The organism is Acinetobacter sp. WU_MDCI_Abxc222 (assembly GCF_025514755.1).
GTDB lineage: Bacteria > Pseudomonadota > Gammaproteobacteria > Pseudomonadales > Moraxellaceae > Acinetobacter > Acinetobacter geminorum.
In genome coordinates this window covers 47,614-65,160 of the sequence record NZ_JAHPVG010000005.1, presented here as the reverse complement: position 1 = coordinate 65,160, position 17,547 = coordinate 47,614, and the positions used below count along the sequence as shown (strand labels likewise).

Here is a 17,547-nt window from a genome sequence, read left to right as displayed (position 1 = left end):
TTATTTTTATCTTTAATATTATTATGCAAAATTTATGCACAGTGATGATGAAGACTATTTATTGTTCATCACTGTGCATAATCAAAAGATTAAGATTGGGTTAACTCAAGCGCACGTTGATAAGCAACTTTTTTCTTAATACCTGTTAAATCGGCAGCCAGTTGAGATGCCGCTTTAACAGATAAATCTTGAAGTAAACGCTTTAAAAGCTCATCTAGTTTTTCTTGTTCCAGATCTGTCTTTTCTGGTGCACCCCCAACTACAAGAACAATTTCGCCTTTTTCTTGGTTGTGATCATTTTCAATAAAACTGACCAAATCTTTTAAAGTCATTTTTTTGATGGTTTCAAAAGTTTTGGTAATTTCACGTGCGAAACCTACAGGTCGGTCTTCACCAAATACCTCAGCCATATTTTTTACACACTCTAAAATACGGTGGGGCGCTTCATAAAAAATTAAGGTCTGAGTTTCATTTTTGAGTTTTTCTAATTGAGAAATACGTTGAGAGGCTTTTGATGGCAAAAATCCTTCAAAACTAAAACGATCACTCGGTAGGCCTACTGCACTTAGAGCGGCAATTGCAGCACATGCGCCAGGCACTGGAACAACCCTAATACCATGTTCTTGAGCAGCTCGAACTAACTTAAAACCAGGGTCACTAATAAGCGGTGTACCGGCATCACTAATTAAAGCAATGTCATCGCCTGCAAGTAATTTTTGAACTAACTGCTCAATTTTATTACTTTCATTGTGATCATGACATGCAGTAAGTTGAGTCGATATATTATAGTGCTTAAATAATTGTGCTGATTGACGTGTATCTTCGGCAGCTACAATAGAAACTGATTTTAAAATATCAATTGCACGGAAAGTCATATCATCTAAGTGCCCGATTGGGGTGGCTACAACGAATAACTGAGCACTCATTTGGTTTTACTCCGTACAGATAAACAATTTTAATGGGGTAGTTTACCCGAAATTATGATTTGGGCGTGAACAATGTCTACCAACCTTTGCTTTTCCAAAATGATCTGATTTTCATTTGTTCAATTTAAATCGGAAAGTGCAGTTGGTTTTAACGAAATAATTTAAGCATCAAAATATGTGGTGCTACTTTTAATTTGGGGAAGATAAGAATGCTATTAGCGCAGCAGTTGGGTAAATGGGCAGAGCAAACGGCTTTAAACCTGTTGCAAAAGCAAAACTATGTATGGGTAACCAGTAATTATCATTCACGCCGTGGTGAAGTGGATTTGATTGTTAAAAGAGGACAAGAACTGGTTTTTGTTGAGGTAAAGGCGCGTACTATAGGAAATTATGGACAAGCTTGCGAAATGGTAACGAGAACAAAGCAGAAGAAAATTATTAAAACCGCGATGCATTTTTTACAGCGCTACCCATCTTATCAGGATTTTTATTGTCGTTTTGATGTGATTTGTTTTGATTTTCCACAGAAAATTGCAAAAACAGTACAGCAAGACTTTTCAAATTTCCATTATGATCTGCAATGGATCGAAAATGCATTTACTTTGGATTAAGAGTTCATTACTCTTTTGAGCAAATTAAAACCGATGTTTTATGATCAAGCCAAGAAGAGATTGATAGGAGTCTGGTGGAGTGTTGAAACGTATTGCTGTAACAGCGCTTTGTGTCGCAAGTTTGTCAGGTTGCGCAAGTTTTATTTCTGGTGGAACAGGTACAGCTCCAGTCGGAACAGATAGTGGTGTACGTAGCTTAGGTCAGGTATTCATTGATTCTTCAATTAAACGTACAGCGAATATTAACCTCTATAAGCTTGATCAGCGTTTTAAACAATCACGTATTAATATCGAAAGTTTCCATAGTACTGTTTTATTAACAGGACAAGTGCCAGACCCATACTTGAAACAATTGGCAGAAGACAATCTTAAAGCCATGAGTGATGTAAAAGCTGTACATAATTACATTACTGTGGGTAATAAGGTCAGCTATAACACGATCATGCAAGATGCTGGTGTAACTGCAAATACACGTGCTCTATTAATGAAAGCACCTGTAGTGTCTGATAGTAAAGTGCTGGTACATACGGAAGACGGCGTACTTTATGTAATGGGTCGATTGAACACTGCAGAAATTAATGATTTGAATGATGTGCTACAAAAAGTAGGTAACGTGACCAAAATAGTGACGCTCATTGATAACGTTGATTTAGCACCTGCACCAGCAGCAAATACTGCTAGTGCAACAACTACACCAATTATTAATAACGTCATTGCTCAACCAACAGTTCAAACTCCTGTTGCAATTGATCCTGACCAAACAGATCCAGCTTCGAATGCACAGTAATATATGAATCTGATTGAACAACTACAAAGCAAAATTGAACAGGCGCGAACTCTTTATAAAGAGTTCCGCCTGTATGATTTGGGGAGTTTTGCTTTAAACCGTTTTACGCCAAAAGATGGTTTTGAACAGGTTCCAAATGTTCGTTATGGGCTAAAACCGCGTCACCGTTTGGATATTTATCGATCTGTTAAAAAACTAGCACATCAGCCCCTTATTGTTTTTGTACATGGCGGTGCTTGGCAGCATGGTAATAAGCGAGATTATCTTTTTATTGGTGAAACGTTTGCTAAAGAAGGCTATGACGTTGCAGTTATCAACTATCAATTAGCTCCTAAAAATATTTTTCCGAGTTTTGTTGATGACTTGACACAGGCACTGAATTATTTACATCAAAACCAAGACAAACTAGAAATTTCTACAGAAAATGTTGTGCTTATGGGACATTCGGCAGGGGCATTTAATGTAATGTCTGCTGTTTATCACCCAACGCCAAATCCTATTCAATGTTTAGGAAATATTAAGGCGATTTTTGGTTTAGCTGGACCTTATCATTTTGATTATAAGGGTGACCCACTAGCTGAAGATGCTTTTGATCAAAGTATTTCTTATCAAGAGGTGATGCCATACTATTTCGTCAATCAAAATAGTATTAAACATTACTTGCTCATGGCTGAAAATGATCAGCTTGTCGGTAAAGAAAATACGTTGGATTTGGATCGGGCTTTAAGACAGAGTGGAAATCACAGCCATATCGCTGTGATTCCTAAAACTGGACATATTACAATTTTGGCCAGTCTTTCTAGTTTTATTAGTCACTATTTCAGAACGAAAAGAACGATCTTACATTTTCTTGAAGAAGTGTTTTAAACGAGACTCTCGTTTAAAACACAGCAGATTATCCAGCTTGGGTAATCTGCATAATCATTGAATGAGCAATACTTCCTTTAAATGGAATCTCAGGTAATTGATCAATTTTGAAGAATTGGGCATCTGCAATTTCTTCTTCTTGAAGCTTAATTTCACCCGACTCATATTCTGCCCGAAATGCAACCATAAGGTTACTTGGGAATGGCCAAGGCTGACTTGACATATATTGAATATTTTTGAGTTTTAAGCCTACTTCTTCAAAGGCTTCACGTTGTACAGCCTCCTCAAGTGTTTCGCCAACCTCAACAAAGCCAGCAATCAAACCATACATATTGGTTTTGTTATGGACTGACTTAGCCAGTAAAATTTCATCATCACCACGAGTAATGACGGTAATAATGCAAGGGTTTACACGAGGATATTGATGGTAGCGACAAGAAGGGCATACCATCGCATATTCAGTGGGATGAACTTCTGTTGGATGTCCACAATGGCTACAAAACTTATGGTTACGTCGCCATTCAAGTAATTGAACAGCACGGCTCGCTTGCAAAAACTGTTCTTTTGACCAGCTGGTAATAAGCTGGCGAATTGGAACAAGTTGTAAGCCTTCGGGGATAGGTTCCTCAGCAAGCAAGTCACGTGCAATGACCTGCTCATCATGAGTGAAAAGTAAATCACTTGCTAACTTTTCGACTTTGGGTAGTTGGAGATTCTGGTCAACCAGTAATTGTTGATGATGGAAAATATAAGCAAGTGATAATTCAGACATTAAGCTGCCTTTTTTTGAAGTTGTTGACTACTCGACAATGCTACATTAAACATGGATTGTAGAACAGGTTGTTTATTTTTTAAATTGTCAACTAACATATCAATGCCAGCTAATACGTTAAAAATACAGTGAATTTGGTTTGTATTAAAAGGCTGGTTTTGTTCAAGTTGCTCTTGAACAAATTGGGCAGTTTGGAGTAAAGCATGTTGTTGAGTCGTACTTCCTAAAAATTCGGCTGCACCCGCTAACTCTTTTAATGAACCTGCAATGGCTTCAATATTTTGTGTCTGATCATTGGCATACAAAGTAAGACTCTGACAGATAAAATCAATTAAATTTTTTGTCTCGGTAAGTAAAGCTTGGTGAGCTTCATCAAGACGATCTAAAGAAATAGCCGTATTATTCACGCTAAGTTGTAGACGATTTGACGTGTAATTGCGTACCAAAATACCAATTGAGTTCATGGCAGATAAAATGCTATTCATCAGCTGCTGAGCATAGTTTTCGTCACTTAAAATGTTAAGTTGACTTAAACTACTGGCTTGTTGAGAAAGAGCAGATGCGGCTTCATCAAGGTTTAGAAGTTTAAAGGTATGAGCTAGTTGTAAAAGGCTTGTTTGTAGCTGCTGTGCTTTTTCAGGCGACATATTTTGGTAGTTGTATTCAATATCGTTCCGCACCTTATTCATTTCATCCAAGATTAATTGGCTGACAGTGTGCATCGTGTCAAAGTCAGGACCAAAAAGATGACGACTTAAAACGAGTAATTGAGTGTCAGTTGGAGTTTCATCACCAATATGAAGTTGGCTACGAATATGGTGAGAAATCTCATCTTCTTGAGCGATGACAATACTTAAAATATCTGCGAATGCCGCTAAATTAGGTTCAAAACTTTCGGGTGCTGCCAAAAATAGAGCAATATGACTTTCAATATTAATCAGTACACGTAGGCGTGAATCATTTAAAAGTAGGTTATCAATATGGTTAAAAGCATAATTGACGAGCTGCCAATACTTTTGGCTTGGCTGAGTGTTCGCCATGCTGACCAAATAGGTTGCAATAAGTTTAAAGGCTTGAAAATTCTGAGCTGATGCTGTCTTTTTTAAAAATTGGTGTAGAGATAGTTTGTATAGTTGATGAATGAACTGAGTTTTTTCACTAATTAATATTTCAGGCAAGGGTAGTTGAAGCGAAGTATTTGCAAGTAAAGGAACAATAGCTTGTCCTGATGTAGTCAGTGGCTTATTTAAAGCTAATTCTAAATTATTTAAAGTCGTAAGAAGAAATTGTGGAACTTGTATTTCACGCAAACAGATAAATTCAATATAACGCTTTACCATGGTCGTGCCTTCGCTTAGGGCAACGACATCATCCGTATTGATTTGGGCTGGATTCGCAATAATTTTTTGCATCAACTCAGTCGAATATTGAGTGATTTTTGCAAGATAAGGAACATCAATTAAGCGTAGAACTTGAGTGCATTGCTTAAACTGTTCTAATGCATCATCAATACCAAAAGGGAGAGTTTGTTCTTCAATTAAGGTACTTACTGCACCTTCAACCAGTTTTATTGAACGATCAATTTCATGTTTAATGATGAGTAAAGCTGTTGGATCGAAATGAATCGACGTATGCTCAGACATAAACGTTCCCCTTTGCAAAAAAATCAATTGTTATATTCATAGTGCTCAATAATTTGAGCTAAAAATCTATGTGACTAATATAACTTAACTTGCAAAGGGGAAAAGCTAAAAACACTAAAGAATCAAAAATTTATTTTGCAAAAAGGCAAGGTTCTCCGTGTTTTTCCTCATATTCTTTGACCCAAGTCTCATGTGTATTTAACTCTTCATCTGAAGGGTAAATTACAGGGAGATCAATTTGAACTCTGCTTCTATTGGTTGTTTGCTGGCTATTTTCACTCTGAGATAAGGCATCTATATCAAAAGAAACCTGACCACCAGTCATTGCCAAGTAAACATCAGCAAGAATTTCAGCATCGAGTAATGCGCCGTGGAAAGTACGGTCACGTGCTGGAATTTCATAACGTCTTACAAGCGCATCAAGGGAGTTTTTTTGTCCCGGATGTTTGTTTTTCGCTAAAGCTAAAGTATCCGTTACCTCACATACTTCAGAAAGTGCAGGAAGCCCTACGCGTTTAAACTCCATATCAAGGAAGTTCATATCGAAGGTTGCGTTATGGGCAATAATCTCTGCACCTTTGAGATAATCAAATAAGGTGTCAGCAATGTCTGCATAGAGCGGTTTATCTTTTAAGAAATCATCACTGATACCGTGGATGTTTTCTGAGTCTCCCACTGGTTTTTGTGGGTTAATATAAATATGAATCGAGCTACCCGTAAGTTTACGGTTAATCATCTCAATCGCGCCCACCTCAATAATGCGGTCGCCATCTTGGAAATAAAAACCAGTAGTTTCCGTATCGAGAATGAGTTGTCGAGGACCTTGTAATTTTAATTTGGCTTCGGTCACAACGATTTGAGGATGAATATTATTGGTTGGCTGCTTAATTTCTTGTTCGGCAGTTTCAACTTCAATAATTTCTTCTTCCACAATAATCCTCTCAACTTCTTCAGTTGCTTCAAGATGAATATTTTCTTCTTCAGTTGCGTCAGCTAGGTCAAACCCGAAAGGGTCATCTAGTAACCAGTCCTGTTCAGGCTTTTTTATATCTTGCGATACAGTGGCAGACTGTGGTTGCTTGAGTTCTTTCGCAGTTTTGTCTGCACCTAAATTAGCAAGCTGGTCTGCCATTTCATTGCCTGGATGTCCTGCATGGCCTTTAATCCAGTTCCACTCAATATTTCTACCTGCACAGACAGCATCTAATTTTTGCCAAAGGTCAGGATTTTTTACATCTTTCCAGTTTTTCTTTTTCCAACCATGAATCCACTCAGTAATACCTTGCTTCACATAATTTGAATCTGTCCAGATAATCAAATGTGCATCGGCTGGGCAAAATGAAACACCTTCAATGGCAGCAGTGAGTTCCATACGGTTATTGGTTGTATCAGGCTCACCGCCAAATAATTTATGTTCACCCTGCTCGGTAATGACATATGCGCCCCAACCACCTAAACCTGGATTGCCACGACATGCACCATCAACATACAGTGTGATTGTTTGAGACATAAATCGAAACCTAAACTAAAAGAAAAAGAACTGAATATGGTGTATTGTATACGCAAAAAGTTCGGTTCCATCGTATCAAAGCAAGGTTTTTTTAATTTCTTGTAACATTTCCATGCAAATGACATTAAATTATTGCCTTGTCTATCTTGCATGCTTTACTACAATGGCATCGAAGACCTAGGGTTTGTGGGCAGACCCCAAAAAAATATTACGCGAGTTGTTTGGAAGTTTTTATGTATAAACCAACCACATTTGTGTGGCAGCCATCTGCAGCATCATTGTTTAAAATTACCGTACTTAGCTCTGCGTTAGCTGCGTTGGGTATTACAACAGGCTGTTCATCGACTCCGCAATCTGCAAAAACCTCAAAATCGAAACAGGTCAGTGGTGCAGGTTATTTAGATGCGAGTAGTCTTGATTCATTAGAAGACTTACTTTCAGCAACTGATATGCGTGCTGTAGAGGGCGACCGTCTGCTTATTTTAAAGCATGGTGATGTTTGGAAACGTATGTCTGTTGGTTTCAAAATGGATTTGAACCATTGGGATTCACGTATTGAAGCTCAGCGTAGTTGGTTTATTTCTCGTCAGCCTTATCTTGATCGTTTAAGTGCCCGTGCAAGTCGTTATTTGTACCATACAGTTAAAGAAGCTGAACGCCGTGGTTTGCCGACAGAACTTGCACTCTTACCTGTAATTGAAAGTTCATATGACCCAGCTGCAACTAGTAGTGCCGCAGCAGCAGGTTTATGGCAGTTTATTCCGAGTACTGGCCGTATTTATGGCTTAAAGCAAACTGGTATGTATGATGGCCGTCGAGATGTTGTTGAGTCGACTCGTGCTGCCTATGAGTTTTTAGGAAGCTTATATAATCAATTCGGTTCTTGGGAGCTTGCTTTAGCAGCCTACAACGCTGGACCGGGACGTATTCAACAAGCGATTAACCGAAATCAGGCAGCAGGTTTGCCAACTGATTATTGGTCTTTAAAATTACCTCAAGAAACCATGAACTATGTTCCGCGTTTCTTGGCTGTTGCCCAAATTATTAAAAATCCAAAAGCTTACGGTATTTCTTTACCACCAATTGCAAATAGACCCCATTTCCGTGAAGTAACTTTATCTGCACCTTTATCTTTAAATGAAATTGCTTCTGTAGCTGGATTAAGCCGTTCGGAACTCTATGCATTAAACCCGGGATATCGTGGTGAGATGGTGGATCCTGCAAGTCCAATGCGTATCTTGATTCCAGCAGATTTAAGTCCTTCAATTGATAATAAATTAAAAGGTATGAAGTCAGGCGGTGGTTCAGGTTGGTGGGCAAATGTGACTTCACCATCTAAGCCAGATGTAAGTGCTTCAACATCTGTGACAATTAAAACCACGCCTGCAAATCAGGTTCAACCAGTTAAACCGTCAACACCTACTAGAACAACGAGTAGCTCTACCACGGTAAAAACTTCAACTCCTCGTGGGTCTGATGCTTTAGCTGCGTTTGCAGCTTCGGCTGATGTACCAAGTGCTCCACGTATTCCTGTTGCTGTGACACCTGCGGCAAATATTAAGCAAGTGAAGACAGAGCCACCAATCTCGGCTGCAGAACGTGAAAAGATTTTAGCGGCAGTTCGAGCTGAAGGTGAGAAAGAAACAGTTCAGCAAGCTCTAGAGCCACAACCAACGCAGGCTGAAAAAGATCAAGTAGTTGCCGAGTTAAAAGCTATTGCACCACAAGGAACAGAAATTGTTGATCCTTATGATGGCAAAATTAAGTTAACTGCGATTCAAACAAGCCAGTCAGTTGCAGAGCAACAAGGTAAAGAAGTAAGTAAAGGTTTTGCATATCCAAAAACTTTAGCTGAAGACGTGACTGTTGCTAACTCTGAAGATGGGCGTCGCAATAAAGACAAACCTTATATTAAAACAGATACAGATGTAGTGGTTGTGCAGCCAAAAGGCAAACGCAGTACCTATACAGTTTTACCGGGTGATACTTTAGCCGTTATTGCGATGAAAAACGGCGTAAACTGGCGCGATGTTGCTAAGTGGAACCAGATTGATCCTGAAAAGACGTTATATGTTGGTTCAACGCTTTATCTTTATGACGCTAAGCCACAAGAAACTCAAACGACTTCAAAAAGCACAGCTAAACCAGATGTATATGTCGTTCAGGCTAACGATAGCTTAAGCGGTGTGGCAAACCAGTTTAATTTGTCAGTAAGACAATTGGCTGAATATAACGATTTGTCAGTGACTGATGGCTTATTTGTTGGGCAAAAACTTCAGTTAAAAGAACCAAAAAATAGTCGCGCAAGTGCTAAAGCAGAACCGAAAGCAGTTCAGGCAAGTGCAAAACGTATAGCAACTAAAAGCTATACTGTGAAGCGCGGTGAATACCTTAAATTAATTGCAGATCGTTATGCGCTCTCGAATCAGGAACTTGCTGAATTAACTCCAGGGTTAACTGCGGGCAGTAACTTAATGGTAGGCCAAAAAATTAATGTGCCTACCCAAGATATTTCTGTAGATGAAGTTGCTGAAATTAAGGCTTCTAGTAAATCTGAGAAAGCATCGGCAAGCGTTTCTTATAAAACAGAAGGCTATAAAGTACAACGTGGTGATACTTTATCTAGTATTGCAACTAAATCAAAAATTAGCCTAGCTGAGTTAGCCGAATTAAATAACTTAAAAGCAAATAGCTATGTACAGCTTGGTCAAACTTTAAAGGTACCAGCGGGTTTAAGTGTTCCAGATCAATACGTTGTACAGTCGGGCGATAGTTTAAATGCGATTGCGAATAAATATAATTTGCAAACAAGCTATTTGGCTGACCTGAACGGTTTGTCTCGTACTGCTGGTTTGCGTGCTGGTCAACGTCTAAAATTGACAGGTGATGTTGAAGAAGCACCAACTAAATCTTCTAAAAATACTAAAGAAGAAACACCAGAAACTTATACAGTTAAATCTGGTGATAGCTTAGGAAATATCGCTAATCGCTACCATTTACAGTTGGACTACCTTGCTTCACTAAATGGCCTTTCACGCACCAGTAGCGTTCGTGTAGGGCAGCGCTTAAAGCTAACGGGTGATGTCCCTACAATTGAAACGGCTAAAGCAGATACTAAGTCTTCAACTAAAACAGTTGTGGCTGGAAAAAACACTGAAAGATATACGGTTAAATCTGGTGAGTCTTTAAATAGTATTGCGAGCCGTGCAGGTATTTCAGTGCGTGAACTGGCTGAAATGAATGCATTAAAAGCAAATGCTAATTTACAGCGCGGTCAAAATATTGTGATTCCAAAAACTGTGGTGGAATACAAGGTGAAGCGTGGCGATACCTTGATCGGCCTTGCGAGTAAATATGGTTTAGAAACCAATTTCTTGGCTGAGCTGAATAATTTAACGCCTTCTACTCAGCTTCGCATTGGTGATGTGATTAAAGTGCCTAATTTGTAAAATAATTAGTCATTTATGCATAAATTAAATTTTCAACTGAGCCTGCTAGTCGGGCTCAGTGTCATTTCCCATAGTGTTTTTTCTGCACAGCAAACCACTTCATATATAGCGATTCATTCTAAGCCTAAGTATTTAGAAATGATGGCTATGCCATATGCAAATCCTAATGCACCTAAGGGTGGCCTATTAAGTCAGGCAGCTCAAGGAACTTTTGATAACCTCAATAGTATGAATGGGAAAGGGAATGCTACAGAAGGCGTGAATTATCTTTTTGATACTTTAATGACTCACTCACTTGATGAGGTTGGAGTTTTATATCCGCTTTTGGCTCAGAAAGTGAGTTATGACCCAGAAAAAACGCAATCAGTGACTTTCTATTTAAACCCTAAAGCGCGTTTTAGTAATGGGCAGCCAGTCACTGCGGCAGATGTTAAATTTAGTTTTGATGCTTATCAGACTAAATCTAATTTAGGTTTGCAAATGTACCTTGCTGATTTAGCAAAAACAGAAATAATAAACGCCTATCAAGTAAAGTTTAGTTTTAAGTCTATCCATAACCCTAAAATGCCATTCATTTTGGCAACCTTACCCATTTATTCAAAAGCAGATTGGCAAAAAAGAGATTTTAGCCGAATTACCTTACAACCGATTATTGGTTCGGGGCCATATGTAGTTGAACGAGTTGATCCGGGCAGAAGCATTAGTTATAAACGGAACCCAAATTATTGGGCAAAAGATTTGCCTATTAATAAGGGGCGTTATAACTTTGACCGCTTGAGATATGTTTATTATCGAAATTGGGATATTGCTTTTGAAGGATTTAAATCTGGGCAATACACTTTGCATGAAGAAACTAATCCTAAAAAATGGGTAACAGATTATCGATTTCCAGCCGTAAAAGCAGGGTTGGTTACTCAATATAAGTTTCGTCACCATAACCCGATTGCCACTGAAAGCTATGTGTTTAACACACGACGAAAACCTTTAAATGATATTCGTTTTAGACAAGCTTTAACCTATGCGTATGACTTTGAATGGCAAAATAAAGCTTTGTTTTATGGACAATATGAGCGCCTACAAAGTTATTTTGAAAATAGTGAATTAGCAGCAACAGGCCGACCTTCAAAAGCTGAATTAGAGTTGTTAAAGCCGTTATTGCCTAAGTTATCTCCACTCATGCAGCAAGGTGTTTTAGCAAACTGGAAATACCCAGTGTCAGATGCGAGTGGATTTAACCGTCAGAATTTGTTAACTGCACGGCAATTACTGATACAAGCTGGTTATAAAGTTCAAGAAGGGCAGCTATTTACGCCTGAGGGAAAGAAAGTTCAGCTCGAATTTTTAATTCAGCAAGATGGTAAACAACGAACACTTCTACCTTTTATTCGTAGCTTAAAAAAATTAGGTATTGCAGTTAATTTGCGTCAGGTTGATGCTCCGCAATATTTAGAACGGACTCGCCGTTACGATTTTGATATGACCACAATGAATTTGCCGCAATCTCTAAATCCGGGAAATGAACAAACTCAGTTTTGGGGGAGTGTAGCCGCAGCTCAGGATGGAAATTACAATTATGCGGGAATTCGCAATCCAGTGATTGATCAAGTGATTTCAAAACTCGTTGCGAGTAAAAGTCGTGAACAACAGATTATTTATACTCGCATTCTCGATCGATTGCTTAGAGCTGGTTATTATCAAATCCCAACTTATGGTAAAGGTGAAAACTGGTATGCTTATTGGAATATGTATCAACAACCTAAAGTTAAACCAGCACTTTCTTCTGGGATAGAATATTGGTGGAGTGATACAAACAAAGCCAAAAAAGTTGCCAAATATCTACATCAACAATAAAAAGCACTTGCCATAAAGGAAATCCTGCTATATGGGTTCATATATTCTCAAGCGACTTCTTTTAATGATTCCCACATTGTTTGTCATTCTATTGATTAACTTTGTGGTTGTGCAGATTGCACCGGGTGGACCAGTTGAGCAAGCAATACATCAGGCACAAAGCGATTTGGGAATTGGTCGTGCATTAAGTGCAGAAACTTATTATCAAGGTGCTCAAGGTTTAAGCCCTGAAATGGTTGAACAAATTAAGGCGCAGTATGGCTTTGATCGTTCTGCACCTGAACGTTTTTTCTTAATGTTAAAAGGCTATTTAACTTTAGATTTTGGACAAAGTTTCTTTAAAGATAAACCCGTTGTGCAATTGTTGTGGGAAAAAATGCCTGTTTCCATTTCACTTGGGCTGGTGAGTACTTTGCTCATTTACCTCATTTCTATTCCGCTGGGAATTAAAAAGGCAAAGCAGCAGGGCTCTTGGTTTGATCGATCCACTTCTTTAGTGCTTGTGGTGGGGTACGCTGTACCAAGTTTTGTATTTGCTATTTTGTTAGTTGTTTTTTTTGCAGGTGGATCTTATTTTCAATGGTTTCCACTACAAAACTTAGTATCAGATAACTTCCATCAACTTAGTGTCTGGGGCAAAGTTACCGATTATTTATGGCATATGACTTTGCCACTAATTACCATGGTATTAGGCGGTTTTGCCAGTTTAACCTATTTAACTAAATACTCATTTTTAGAAGAACTCAATAAGCCCTACGTTTTGGCTGCATATGCAAAAGGTTTGAACAGCCAACAGGTCTTATATAAGCATGTCTTTCGTAATGCTATTTTAGTTGTGCTCGCAGGGTTGCCAGAAGCGTTAGCGGGCATTTTCTTTGTAGGTAACCTATTTGTAGAAATTATTTTTCATTTAGATGGGGTGGGGTTGTTGGGCTTTGAAGCAATTGTTCAGCGTGATTATCCTGTTATTTTTGGGGTTTTATTTTTCTTTACTTTATTTAGCCTAATTTTACGTCTCATTTGCGATGTGTTGTACCAATGGATTGATCCGCGAATTCACTTTGACGCACAAGGAGGCAAATAATGTCTTTAATTGTGTGGACACGATTACAGCGTTTTAGACAGCATAAATTGGGCTGGGTCAGCTTTATTTTATTTAGTCTGATTTTGGTTTTGTCCTTAGCCGCGGAGTTGATTGCTAACGATAAACCGTTGTTAGTGAAGTATGAAAATTCTTACTATTTTCCTGTGTTTAAAACATATCCAGAAGCCACGTTTGGTGGGGTGTTTGAAACAGAAGCTGATTATAAAGATCCTGCTATACAAGCGCTTATTAATACTAAGGGATGGGCAGTTTGGCCCCTCATTCAATTTTCATATCAAACGCCCAATTTAGATTTGGCCGTTCCTGTGCCATCACCACCTTCCAAGCAAAACTGGTTGGGAACAGATGATCAGGGAAGGGATGTTTTTGCCCGCATTCTTTATGGCTTAAGAGTATCGTTACTTTTTGGTTTAGCTTTAACCTTTTGTTCCTCTTTATTTGGAATTACTGTAGGCGCCATTCAAGGTTATTATGGCGGTTGGGTAGATTTATTGGGGCAACGTTTGGTTGAGGTCTGGAATGGCTTACCCATGCTTTTTATGGTCATGATTTTAGTCAGTATGTTTGTTCCAAATGTATATTGGCTATTTTTCATTATGTTGTTTTTCGGCTGGACTGTTTTGGTGGGCATCGTTAGAGCAGAATTTTTGAAAGCTCGCCAGCTAGATTATGTTCGTGCAGCCCAAGTTTTGGGAGTGACCGATCGCGCGATTATTTTTAGGCATATTTTGCCCAATGCGATCAGTTCGAGTTTGTCTCAGTTACCTTTTATTTTAACGACTAATATTAGTGCGTTAACCGCTCTTGATTTTTTAGGGTATGGCCTGCCACCCGATGCAGCTTCATTAGGCGAGTTATTGTTGCAAGGTAAAAATAATTTAGATGCGCCATGGCTAGCAATTTCAGGCTTTTTTAGTCTGGCCATTGTTCTTTCACTTTTAATTTATATTGGGGAGGCGGCCCGTGATGCGTTTGACCCAAGAAAATAGTTTAAATACTGCTTCAACGTTATTGAAGGTAGAACATCTTTCAGTTCAAACCAAAGACCAAAAGATTTTATTAGAAGATCTAAATTTTTACTTAAATGAAGGGGAAACACTGGCTATTGTGGGGGAAAGTGGTTCAGGTAAATCGATGAGCTGCTTAGCAATAATGGGCTTGCTACAACAAAAATTAGAAATAACGGGTCAGGTCTGGATTGGTTCACAAAATATGCTTGAGCTAGATGAAAGAGCTCAATCAAATTTACGTGGTCGAAAAATCGCTATGATTTTTCAAGAGCCTGCTACTGCATTAAATCCGCTCCATCGGGTTGAAAAAATTATAGGGGAAAACCTTCTTTTATCTGGGTTTTCAAAACTTGAAGTTCGACAGCAAATATTTGAACTGTTAAAAGATGTTGGAATTGTTGAACCAGAACAAATTTTAAAACGTTATCCGCATGAGCTTTCTGGTGGACAAAGACAACGTGTCATGATTGCGATGACATTGGCACTTCGGCCTAAAATTCTGATTGCTGATGAACCTACTACTGCGTTGGATGTGGTCTTACAGATACAGATTTTAGAGCTATTAAAATCTTTACAAGCAAAATATGGAATGGCACTTATTTTAATTAGCCATGACCTCAATTTAGTACATCGCTATGCTGAGAAACTGATTGTATTGCAAAGTGGGCGTGTAGTAGAGCAAGGTGAACTGAGCCAAATCTTTGCAAATCCTAAAACAAGTTATACAGCACAGTTGTTAGATCATGATTTTGGAAAAGTAGAGTCTAGACCTGCTCAACAGAATGTTTTATCAGTTCGACAACTCAGCGTGCAGTTTCCTATAAGAAAAGGAATTTTAAATCGCATTCAAGGATATTTCACCGCAATAGAAGATTTGAGTTTCGATCTTGCTCAAGGTGAATCACTTGGGGTAGTTGGTGAAAGTGGTGCGGGTAAGTCATCTTTAGCTCTGGCTTTGGTTCAGCTTATTCAGAGCAAAGGACAGATTGTTTTCTTAGGTCAATATTTAAATCAGTTACAGCCAAAAGCCTTGCGTTTGATGAGATCAGATTTTCAACTCGTATTCCAAGATCCATTTGGCAGTTTAAACCCGCGTATGACAGTAGGGCAGATTATCGCGGAAGGGTTAAAATTAAAAGCTGTGAATGAAAACGAGATAAAGCAGCAAGTTGAATCTGCTTTGGTAAAAGTTGAATTGGCTGAAGATTTTCAACATCGTTATCCTCATGAGCTTTCAGGCGGTCAACGTCAACGTGTCGCCTTAGCCAGAGCTTTGGTGGTTCAGCCTAAACTTTTAATTCTGGATGAACCTACGTCGGCCTTAGATCGGACCACGCAAAAAACCATGATCAAGTTGTTGAGACAATTACAGCAAACTGAGCAGTTAAGTTATATTTTTATCAGTCATGATCTCAATATAGTAAAAGCACTGTGCCATAAAGTAATGGTGTTACGTCATGCCAAAGTTGTTGAATATCAGGAAACTGAACTCTTATTTTCTAAGCCTCAGAGTGAATATACGAAACAGTTAATTAAAGCATCCTTTTAAAGATATTTTTATAATTTATTGTTTTATATAAATAAATTTTAGTTAACTTCTAATGCAAAAAGTTGCATATTTTTATTTTTTTTAAAATTGACATGTGCTATTGTCAGTTATCGATTATGACTTGACATGACCAATAACTCATTTAAATTAGAGTAATTGCTCTAAAACTCAAAGAACAGAGGTTAACCATGAACCAGATTGCTCAACCCATCACAATTCGCAATACCACCTTTAAAAACCGAATTATTAAAGGTGCAATGAGTGAGGCACTTGCAAATTATGAAGGCCAACCAAATGACTTACATTTGGGTTTATATGGTGCATGGGCAAAAGGTGAGCTTGGCTGTGCGATTACTGGTAATGTCATGGTAAATGCCGGCGCAAAAAATGAACCAGGTGTTGTTGTTATCGAAAATGAACGTGACCTAGAGCGCTTAAAAGAATGGGCGGCATTAGGTAAAAAATATGGCATGGTGCAGTTGATTCAATTGTCGCACCCAGGTCGTCAGTGTCCAAAAGGTTTAAATAAAGAAACCGTAGCGCCTTCAGCCGTACCTTTTAGCCCAGCTTTAGCAACCATGTTTGGAACGCCACGTGAACTTACTCATGATGAAATTCTAGATATTATTAAACGTTTTGCGACAGCAGCTCACATTTGTGAAAAAGCAGGCTTTGAAGGGGTGCAATTACATGGTGCACATGGCTATTTAATTAGTCAGTTTTTATCGCCATTAACCAATAAGCGTACAGATCAGTGGGGGGGTTCAGTTGAAAATCGTAGTCGTTTTTTACTAGAGGTTTATAAAGCGGTGCGTGAAGCGACTTCAGATAATTTTATCATTTCAGTGAAACTTAACTCAGCTGACTTCCAGCGTGGTGGTATTAGCGAAGAAGATGTAATTTCAGTATTTAAAGCAGTGGATGAAGCTGGTATTGATTTAATTGAAATTTCAGGCGGTACTTATGAGGCACCAGCAATGGCTGGAGCTAAGGCCGACAAACGTAAAGCAAGTACGATTGCGCGTGAAGCATACTTTTTAGATTTTGCTGAAAAAATCCGCCAGCATGTTAAGTGTAAACTTATGGTGACAGGTGGCTTCCGTACGGTCGAAGGCATGAATGCTGCACTCGCAAGTGGTGCATGTGACTTTATTGGAATTGCTCGCCCATTTGCAGTAGAAACCGATTTAACAGAACGTTTAATTGCAGGGCAAGATGTTCGCTATGCTGTAAAACCGATTAAAACAGGTTTACCTTTTGTCGATAAAATGGCAATTATGGAAATCATTTGGTATGCCGCTCAATTTAAAACGATTGGCAAGGGTAAAAAACCAAATCCAAAACTTTCACCACTGGTGGTGTTTTTGAATTATGCCAAAGGTAATATTAAAGCGGTAATTCAAGGACAAGTGAATTCGCGTAAGTCTGCGTAAAACAAATGCGCCATTTCAATAACTGAAATGGCGC

13 protein-coding genes are annotated in these 17,547 nt (G+C 38.6%); 9 read left to right on the top strand and 4 right to left on the bottom strand.

The genetic code is table 11. The features are described from left to right. Window positions 1–89: 89 nt before the first annotated feature. The gene (gene rsmI, locus KTJ10_RS09550) at window positions 90–926 is read right to left on the bottom strand and encodes a 16S rRNA (cytidine(1402)-2'-O)-methyltransferase (protein WP_170248931.1); all 837 of its coding nucleotides are present in this window, start codon (window positions 924–926) and stop codon (window positions 90–92) included. Between the two features lie 209 nt (window positions 927–1,135). Here rsmI and KTJ10_RS09545 point away from each other — a divergent pair, with 209 nt between their 5' ends. From KTJ10_RS09545 to KTJ10_RS09535, 3 genes are all read left to right on the top strand, one after another. Then, complete coding sequence (locus KTJ10_RS09545) at window positions 1,136–1,537, top strand: YraN family protein (protein WP_002117648.1); 402 nt, start codon at window positions 1,136–1,138, stop codon at window positions 1,535–1,537. 79 nt (window positions 1,538–1,616) lie between these two features. Continuing rightward, complete coding sequence (locus tag KTJ10_RS09540; RefSeq protein WP_262441887.1) at window positions 1,617–2,324, top strand: BON domain-containing protein; 708 nt, start codon at window positions 1,617–1,619, stop codon at window positions 2,322–2,324. Window positions 2,325–2,327: 3 nt separating this feature from the next. Continuing rightward, entirely contained in the window at window positions 2,328–3,191 is an 864-nt protein-coding gene (locus KTJ10_RS09535) for an alpha/beta hydrolase (protein ID WP_262441886.1), read from the top strand. A gap of 28 nt (window positions 3,192–3,219) precedes the next feature. Here the strand turns inward: KTJ10_RS09535 and nudC are convergent, their stop codons facing one another. From nudC to dnaQ, 3 genes are all read right to left on the bottom strand, one after another. Next, the gene (gene nudC / locus KTJ10_RS09530) at window positions 3,220–3,963 is read right to left on the bottom strand and encodes an NAD(+) diphosphatase (protein WP_005070517.1); all 744 of its coding nucleotides are present in this window, start codon (window positions 3,961–3,963) and stop codon (window positions 3,220–3,222) included. After that, on the bottom strand, window positions 3,963–5,606 hold the full coding sequence (locus KTJ10_RS09525) for a chemotaxis protein (RefSeq protein ID WP_262441885.1): 1,644 nt from the start codon (window positions 5,604–5,606) through the stop codon (window positions 3,963–3,965). Before KTJ10_RS09525 ends, nudC begins: the two co-directional genes overlap by 1 nt. Before the next feature lie 130 nt (window positions 5,607–5,736). Beyond that, a complete protein-coding gene (gene dnaQ, locus KTJ10_RS09520; RefSeq protein ID WP_262441884.1) occupies window positions 5,737–7,116 on the bottom strand; it encodes a DNA polymerase III subunit epsilon in 1,380 nt (459 codons plus the stop codon). Between the two features lie 233 nt (window positions 7,117–7,349). Here dnaQ and KTJ10_RS09515 point away from each other — a divergent pair, with 233 nt between their 5' ends. The 6 genes from KTJ10_RS09515 (at window position 7,350) to KTJ10_RS09490 (ending at window position 17,513) form a co-directional block, all read left to right on the top strand. Then, complete coding sequence (locus tag KTJ10_RS09515; RefSeq protein ID WP_262441883.1) at window positions 7,350–10,565, top strand: LysM peptidoglycan-binding domain-containing protein; 3,216 nt, start codon at window positions 7,350–7,352, stop codon at window positions 10,563–10,565. A gap of 15 nt (window positions 10,566–10,580) precedes the next feature. Beyond that, on the top strand, window positions 10,581–12,416 hold the full coding sequence (locus KTJ10_RS09510; protein WP_262441882.1) for an extracellular solute-binding protein: 1,836 nt from the start codon (window positions 10,581–10,583) through the stop codon (window positions 12,414–12,416). 31 nt (window positions 12,417–12,447) lie between these two features. Continuing rightward, window positions 12,448–13,500, top strand: a complete 1,053-nt coding sequence (locus KTJ10_RS09505) for a microcin C ABC transporter permease YejB (protein WP_262441881.1) — start codon at window positions 12,448–12,450, stop codon at window positions 13,498–13,500. Next, a complete protein-coding gene (locus KTJ10_RS09500; RefSeq protein WP_057085813.1) occupies window positions 13,500–14,510 on the top strand; it encodes an ABC transporter permease in 1,011 nt (336 codons plus the stop codon). The genes KTJ10_RS09505 and KTJ10_RS09500 overlap by 1 nt, the downstream gene beginning before the upstream one ends. Beyond that, window positions 14,485–16,080: an ABC transporter ATP-binding protein gene (locus KTJ10_RS09495; protein WP_080779853.1), complete on the top strand. Its 1,596-nt coding sequence runs from the start codon at window positions 14,485–14,487 to the stop codon at window positions 16,078–16,080. Before KTJ10_RS09500 ends, KTJ10_RS09495 begins: the two co-directional genes overlap by 26 nt. Window positions 16,081–16,268: 188 nt before the next feature. Next, a complete protein-coding gene (locus KTJ10_RS09490) occupies window positions 16,269–17,513 on the top strand; it encodes an NADH:flavin oxidoreductase/NADH oxidase family protein (RefSeq protein ID WP_057085941.1) in 1,245 nt (414 codons plus the stop codon). Window positions 17,514–17,547 lie beyond the last annotated feature (34 nt).